We start from the raw sequence: 6,957 nt of genomic DNA, 5'->3' as shown, positions 1-6,957 counted from the left end.
AGCCAAGCCGCCCACGGCGGCACCTGCGGCCCCCGTCCAGCCGCAGACCGTGGCGATGCCCGGCGAGGCACCGAGCTGCCGGGGCTGCCCGGGATCGACACGACCGCGTGGCTCTACAAGGGCAGCGATCTCACCCGCGATCCCGAGTGGAAGTTCGGCACGCTGCCCAACGGGCTGCGCTTTGCCGTGCGCAAGAACGGCGTTCCGCCGGGTCAGGTGTCGGTCCGCGTCCGCGTCGATGCCGGGTCGCTGAACGAGAGCGATGCCGAGCGCGGCTATGCGCATTTCATCGAGCATCTGTCGTTCCGCGGGTCGAAATACGTCCCCGACGGCGAGGCCAAGCGCGTCTGGCAGCGGTTCGGCGCGACGTTCGGATCGGACACCAATGCGCAGACTACGCCCGTCTCGACGACCTACAAGCTCGACCTGCCCTCGGCGAGCGAGGCGGGGCTCGACGACAGCCTGAAGATCCTGTCGGGGATGATGGAGCAGCCGGTGCTGACCGATGCGACGGTCACTGCCGAGCGCCCGGTGGTGCTCGCCGAACAGCGCGAGCAGCCCGGACCCCAGGTGCGGATCGGCGATGCGATCCGGTCGACCTTCTTCGCGGGCCAGCCGCTCGCGGACCGGTCGCCGATCGGCAGCATCAAGACGCTCGAGGCGGCGACCGGCGCGAGCATCAAGGCGTTCCACGATCGCTGGTACCGGCCCGAGAACACCGTTGTCATCATTTCGGGCGACATGGATCCGGCGCTGTTCGGACGGCTGATCGTCAAGAACTTCGCGGACTGGAAACCGGTCGGCGCGTTCACCGCGGCGCCCGATTTCGGCAAGCCCGATCCCGCCGCCCCCGCCGCACAGGCGATCGCCGAGCCGTCGCTGCCCGCGGTCGTCACGCTCGGCGTGGTCCGGCCCTGGGTGTACAAGGACGACACCGCGATCATGAACCAGACGCGGCTGGTCGACGTGCTGGCGACGCGGCTGATCAGCCGGCGGCTCGAGACGCGCGCGCGCGCCGGTGGCAGCTATCTCCAGGCGGGGGTGTCGATCGACGACGTGTCGCGGTCGGCGAACCTGACCAGCGTCAACATCGTGCCGATCGGGACGGACTGGGAAGCGGCGCTGAAGGACGTGCGCGCGGTGATCGCCGACGCGCAGACCAACGCGCCGAGCCAGGCCGAGGTCGACCGCGAATATGCCGATTTCGACACGATCATGCGCACCCAGGTCGAGACCGCGCGGGTCGAGGCGGGCGCGCGCCAGGCCGACGACATGGTCGGTGCGCTCGACATCCGCGAAACCGTCGCGGGGCCGGAGACGTCGTACAAGATCCTGCAGGACGCCAAGGCGAAGGGCATGTTCACCCCCGCCACGCTGCTCGCGGCGTCGAAGCGGATCTTCGAGGGGACCGCGACGCGCGCGCTGGTCAACACGATCACGCCTGACCCCGCCGCTGTGGCCAAGCTCGAGACCGCGCTGAAGGCGGACGTCTCGGGTCTCGCGGGGCTGCGTCGCCAGCAGAATGCGGTGACGTTCGCCGCGCTGCCGCCGCTCGGCAAGCCCGGCGTCGTGGCATCGCGCGAAAAGATCGCCGCGTTCGACATGGAGCAGGTGACCTATGCCAATGGCACCCGCCTGCTGCTGTTCCCCAATACGGGCGAGACCGGCCGCGTCTATGTCCGCGTCCGGTTCGGTCGCGGTTACAGCGCGATCCCGGCTAACAAGCCGAGTCCGGCCTGGGCGGGCGACCTCGCGCTGGTCGCGGGCGGGATCGGCAAGCTCGACCAGGGCGATCTCGACCAGCTGACCGCCGGGCGTCGCATCGGCCTCGACTTCGGGATCGACGACGACGCGTTCACGCTGGGTGCGCTGACCTCGCCTGCGGATTATGCCGACCAGCTGACGCTGATGGCCGCCAAGCTCGCCTTCCCGGCATGGGACGCAGCGCCGGTCGCGCGCGCGCGGGTCGCGGCGCTGGCGGCGTTTGCGGGCTATGAATCGTCGCCCGACGGCGTGCTGTCGCGCGATCTGGAGAAGCTGTTGCGCGCGGGCGATCCGCGCTGGGGCACGCCGTCGCGCGAGTCGGTCGAGGCGCTCAACGCCAAGGACTTCCGCAAGTTCTGGGAGCCGCTGCTCAAGACCGGGCCGATCGAGGTGTCGGTGTTCGGCGACGTGAAGAGCGAGGAGGCGATCGCCGCGGTCGCCAAGAGCTTCGGCGCGATCGCCGCGCGCTCCGCGTCGACCGCGGTGGCGGCGCCGGTGCGCTTCCCCGCGCATGTCGCGACCCCGGTGATGCGCACGCATACCGGCCCGCAGAACCAGGCGGCGGCGGTCATCGCCTGGCCGACCGGGGGGCGGGATCGAGGCGATCACCGAGAGCCGTCGCCTCGACGTGCTCGCACAGGTGTTCGCCGACCGGCTGTTCGAGCGGCTCCGCCAGGCGGCGGGCGCGAGCTACAGCCCGAACGTGCAGAGCCAGTGGCCGACCGGGATGAACAGCGGCGGTCGCCTCGTCGCGATCGGCCAGGTCGCGCCTGAGAAGGTCGCGTTCTTCTTCGAGACCGCGCGCAAGATCGCCGCCGAGCTGGTCTCGACGCCGATCGCGGAGGACGAGCTGCAGCGGATCAAGCGGCCGATGGGGCAGTACATCATGCGCGCCTCGACCGGGAACCAGTTCTGGATGCAGCAGCTCGGCGGGGCGACCTATGATCCGCGGCGGATCGACGCGACCAAGCGGATCGCCGAGGATCTGGTGTCGACGACGCCGGCCGACCTGCAGGCGGTCGCGGCGAAATATCTGCGCCCCGACCGCGACTGGACGATGGCGGTGGTGCCCGCCGCGGTGCCCAAGCCGGCGGCGAAATAGGCGGACCTGGAGGACGCGTGCCGGTCGGTGCGCGCCCTTCGCCGAAGAAAATATCCTCGCGCAATGTCGGGCGGCGGGGATCGATCCGCACCACCGGATCGATCGTCATGCTGCGGGCGTTTGAACCTGATTCATACCCGGGAGTGTATTGATGAAGAAGACGTGGTTAGCGCTGGCGGTTGCCGGCGGGTTGGGCGTGTCCGCCTGTTCGGGCGCGCCGTCGACCGATGCGGTCGATAACAATGCGATGAGCACTGCGGGCGTATCGCTGCGCAATCTGGGCGAAACCGAAGTCGCAGCGCCGGCGCCGCCCGCGCTGACGGTCAAGGGCGACCTGATCCCGACCCCGTCGGATACCGCCTCGCGCTATTTCCTGCTGCGCGAGCGCCGGGCGATCGGCGGCACGGTGATCGCGATCATCCGCCAGGAACATGCCGGCCGCGTCGCCTATGCCCGCACCGAAGTCGATTGCGAGCGTCGCCTGTTCCATGTCCTGGGCGTCGCGCCGCGCCGTTCGCTGGTCGAGACGAGCATCGCCTATGACGGTCCGTTGCGCCCGATCGCCGGGCTGCCGCTGCGCGAGGAGCTGGCGACCTATGTCTGCAAGCGCAGCAACCTTCCCCTGGGCGCAGCCTGAGGGGGCGGGGGGTCCAATGTGGCCCCCCATTCGTCAGCCCTTGAGGTAGAGCGCGTCGAGCCGGCCGCCATAGGCCTGGCGGATGACGTGGCGGCGGATCTTGAGGCTCGGCGTCAGCTGTTCGTTCTCGATCGTGAACGGCCCGTCCGCCAGCACGAAGCGGCGGACGCGTTCGGTGACGGTCAGATCCTTGTTCACGCGTTCGATCGCGTGGCCCAGCGCGGTCCGGAACTCGCTGTTCTCGGCCAGCCTGCTGAAATTGCACGCATCGCCGTTCGACGCGCACCATTGCTGCGTCCATTCGGGATCGGGCACGATCAGCGCGACCATATAGGGGCGCTTGTCGCCGGCGATCATCGCCTGGACGATCTCGGGCTGGAGCGTCAGCATCCCCTCGATCTTCTGCGGGGCGACATTGTCGCCCTTGTCGTTGATGATCAGATCCTTCTTGCGGTCGGTGATGCGGATGCGGCCCTGCGCGTCGATCTCGCCGACGTCACCGGTGTGCAGCCAGCCGTCCTTCAACACCTTCGCGGTCTCGGCGTCGTTGCGCCAATAGCCATGCATGACGAGCTCGCCGCGGACCAGGATCTCGCCATCCTCGGCGATCCGCACCTCGGTATCCTTGAGCGGCGGGCCGACCGAATCCATCCGCACGCCCGCCTTGGGGCGGTTGCACGAGATGACGGGCGCGGCCTCGGTCTGGCCATAGCCCTGCAGGAAGGTGAGGCCGATCGATTCGAAGAACAGCCCGACCTCCGGGTTGAGCGGCGCGCCGCCCGAGATCATCGCCTTCAGCCGGCCGCCGAACTTCTTCGCGATCTTGGGCTTGAACAGCGTCGCGACGGCGGCCTGCGCCGGCCGGTCGATCAGGCGGAGCTTGCCCGCATAGCGCCGGGCGCCGATGTCGAGCGCGCGGGCGAGCAGATAGGCGGACGCGCCGCCCTGTTTCTCGATCGTCTTCGAGATGCGCGTGCGCAGCACCTCGAACAGGCGGGGGACGACGAACATGATCGTCGGGCGCGTCTCCTCGATGTTGGCGGCGAGCTTTTCGAGGCCTTCGGCATAATAGATCTGGCCGCCCAAGGAGATCGGGAAATGCTGGCCGCCGGTATGTTCATAGGCGTGGCTGAGCGGCAGGAACGACAGGAAGACCTCGTCGTCCCAGCCGAAATCCTCCGAGATGACGGCGGCGCAGCTGCGCAATTGTGCAGGATCGCGCCGTGATGCTGCATCACGCCGCGCGGCGCGCCGCCGGTGCCCGAGGTGTAGATGATGCAGGCGAGATCGTCGCGGGTGAAGGTCGCGCGCGCCGCCGCGGTCTCGGGCGTGGTCGGATGCGCGGCGATCAGCGCGTGCCAGTTGTGGAAGTCGATCGCCGCGGGGACTCGCATGTCCTCGAGCCCGATCACGATCTGCGCCTGGTTCGAGCGCAGGACCGCGGGGAGCACCGTTTTCGCCAGCTTCGCGGTCGAGACGATGATCGCGCAGGCGCCCGCATTCTCGATGATGTGCAGGTGATCGCGTTCGGTGTTGGTGACATAGGTCGGCACCGTCACGCAGCCCGCGGCCATGATCGCGAGGTCGCTGAGGCACCATTCGGGGCGATTCTCGCTGACCAGCATCACCCGGTCGCCGCGTTTGAGCCCGATCGCGGTCAGCGCGCTGGCGAGGCTCGCGACCTGTCGCGCGGCGTCGGCCCAGCTGGTCGCCACCCAGGCGCCGCTCTGCTTGGTCCAGAGGAACGGCGAGTCGCCCCTCTCCGCGGCGCGCGCGAAGAACATGGTGACGAGGTTGGGGAAGGGTTCGAGCTGGCGGGGCATGGTCTCTCCTGGGGCGCTCTTGCGAACTGTGTCCCCTCGCGGGGCCGCTCGGTCTTTGGTGCGGTATAGTCTGCTAACGGTCCGTCGTCATTCCCGCGGAGGCAGGAACCCATATTGGCTGACCGGCCTGTGGGATCACCGATGTCAGCGCCTATGGATCCCCGCCTGCGCGGGGATGACGACAAAGGGGCGGGGCATGCTATTCCGGCGCGCGCTGGAGGGCGCCGACGCGCTGGATCTGGGTCACCGTGCCGTCCTGCGCGATTCCGACGCCTTCGCTGCGCGGATCCGCGGCGCCGACCCAGCGGCCGTTCACCCGCTCGACCGCGTTCGCCTTGAGGCCGAGCGCGGTGACCTGCACCGTCTCGCCCAGTGCCTCGAGCGCGGGGATCATCGCCTCGCGCTCGGTGCCCTTCTCGACCGCGGCGACATGGCCGGGGGCGTAGATCAGGCCGAGCGCGATCGAGTCCTGTGCGGACAGTTTCCAGTCGACGACGCCGATGATCGCCTTCGCGACCTGCGCGATGATCGTCGAGCCGCCCGCGGCGCCGACCGCGAGCCGGACCTTGCCCTCGGGGCCGTAGACGATCGTCGGCGACATCGAGCTGCGCGGGCGCTTGCCGCCCTCGACGCGGTTGGCGACGAGATAGCCGCCCTTTTCGGGGACGGTGTCGAAGTCGGTGAGCTGGTTGTTGAGCACGGTGCCGTCGACGGTCAGCCCCGAGCCGAAATAGCCCTCGACCGTGGTCGTCACCTCGACGACGTTGCCGCGCGCGTCGGCGACCGCGAGATCGGTGGTGCCGGGGACTTCGCTGACCGGCGCGGACTGGCGCGCGGGGGCGCCGGGGGGCGAGCCTGCGCTGACGCTGGCCATCGTCGTGGTCGGCTGGATCAGCGCCGAGCGTGAGGCGAGATAGGCGGGGTCGAGCATGCCCTTGACCGGCACCGACACGAAATCGGGATCGCCGACATAGAGGTCGCGGTCGGCATAGGCGAGCCGCGAGCTTTCGGCGAACAGGTGCCACGCCTGCGGACTGTCCTTGCCGAGCTTGGCCATGTCGAAGCGTTCGAGCTGTTTCAGGATCATCAGCACGGTGATGCCCCCCGAGGAGGGCGGGCCCATGCCGCAGATGCGGTGGACGCGGTAGGTGACGCAGACCGGCGCGCGGGTCTTCGCGTCATAGCTGGCGAGGTCGCCGGTCGTCATCTTCGACGGGTTGCGCGCGGCGCCATTGACCGTGGTGACGATCTTCTGCGCCTCGGGCCCGACATAGAAGCTGTCGGCGCCGCGCGCGGCGATCCGCTGGAGCAAGGCGGCCTGGGCGGGGTTCCTGATCATCGCGCCGATCGCGACGGGCGATCCGTCGGGGGCGGAAAAGAGCGTGCGCGTTTCAGGCGTGATGTGGCCGCCATACGCCTTCATCCCGTTGACGAGCCGCGGCGACGCCTTGAAACCGTTGGTCGCGAGCCGGATCGCGGGGGTCGAACAGTCGCGCCCAGGGGAGCTTGCCCGACGCGCGGTGCGCGAGCGCCATGCCGCGCAGCGCGCCGGGGACGCCGACGCTGCGACCACCGGGAACCGCGTCGCGGTGACTGAGCGGGGTGCCGTCGGCGGCGTAGAACCAGCGTGG

Annotated in this window: 3 protein-coding genes and 2 pseudogenes; 3 read left to right on the top strand and 2 right to left on the bottom strand. The window is 69.3% G+C overall.

Annotated elements, in window-relative coordinates:
- The 3 genes from NI18_RS17640 to NI18_RS17635 all read left to right on the top strand — a co-directional run.
- Window positions 1–2,538 (top strand): insulinase family protein (locus tag NI18_RS17640; RefSeq protein ID WP_052149311.1); only part of this gene is annotated, 2,538 nt, incomplete at its 5' end.
- Window positions 2,492–2,866, top strand: coding sequence for a pitrilysin family protein (locus tag NI18_RS27335; RefSeq protein ID WP_052149310.1), 375 nt, complete (start codon window positions 2,492–2,494; stop codon window positions 2,864–2,866). The genes NI18_RS17640 and NI18_RS27335, both read left to right, overlap by 47 nt.
- 151 nt (window positions 2,867–3,017) lie before the next feature.
- Complete coding sequence (locus NI18_RS17635) at window positions 3,018–3,503, top strand: hypothetical protein (RefSeq protein WP_037531841.1); 486 nt, start codon at window positions 3,018–3,020, stop codon at window positions 3,501–3,503.
- Window positions 3,504–3,536: 33 nt separating this feature from the next.
- On the opposite strand, the pseudogene NI18_RS17630 reads toward NI18_RS17635, so the two are convergent.
- Together NI18_RS17630 and NI18_RS17625 are read right to left on the bottom strand one after the other, a co-directional pair.
- Window positions 3,537–5,326: pseudogene (locus NI18_RS17630) on the bottom strand (long-chain fatty acid--CoA ligase).
- A 199-nt stretch (window positions 5,327–5,525) separates the two neighbouring features.
- Window positions 5,526–6,830 (bottom strand): annotated as a pseudogene (locus NI18_RS17625) (gamma-glutamyltransferase); the annotation flags it as partial.
- Window positions 6,831–6,957 lie beyond the last annotated feature (127 nt).

It is taken from the genome of Sphingomonas sp. Ant20 (assembly GCF_000783375.1).
GTDB lineage: Bacteria > Pseudomonadota > Alphaproteobacteria > Sphingomonadales > Sphingomonadaceae > Sphingomonas > Sphingomonas aerolata.
This window is presented reverse-complemented; position numbering and strand designations above follow the sequence as displayed.

What these genes read in the sequence shown, in the direction of transcription:
- NI18_RS17635 (WP_037531841.1), top strand. Translation starts at nt 3,018, where the DNA reads ATGAAGAAGACGTGGTTAGCGCTGGCGGTTGCCGGCGGGTTGGGCGTG.
- NI18_RS27335 (WP_052149310.1), top strand. Translation starts at nt 2,492, where the DNA reads ATGAACAGCGGCGGTCGCCTCGTCGCGATCGGCCAGGTCGCGCCTGAG.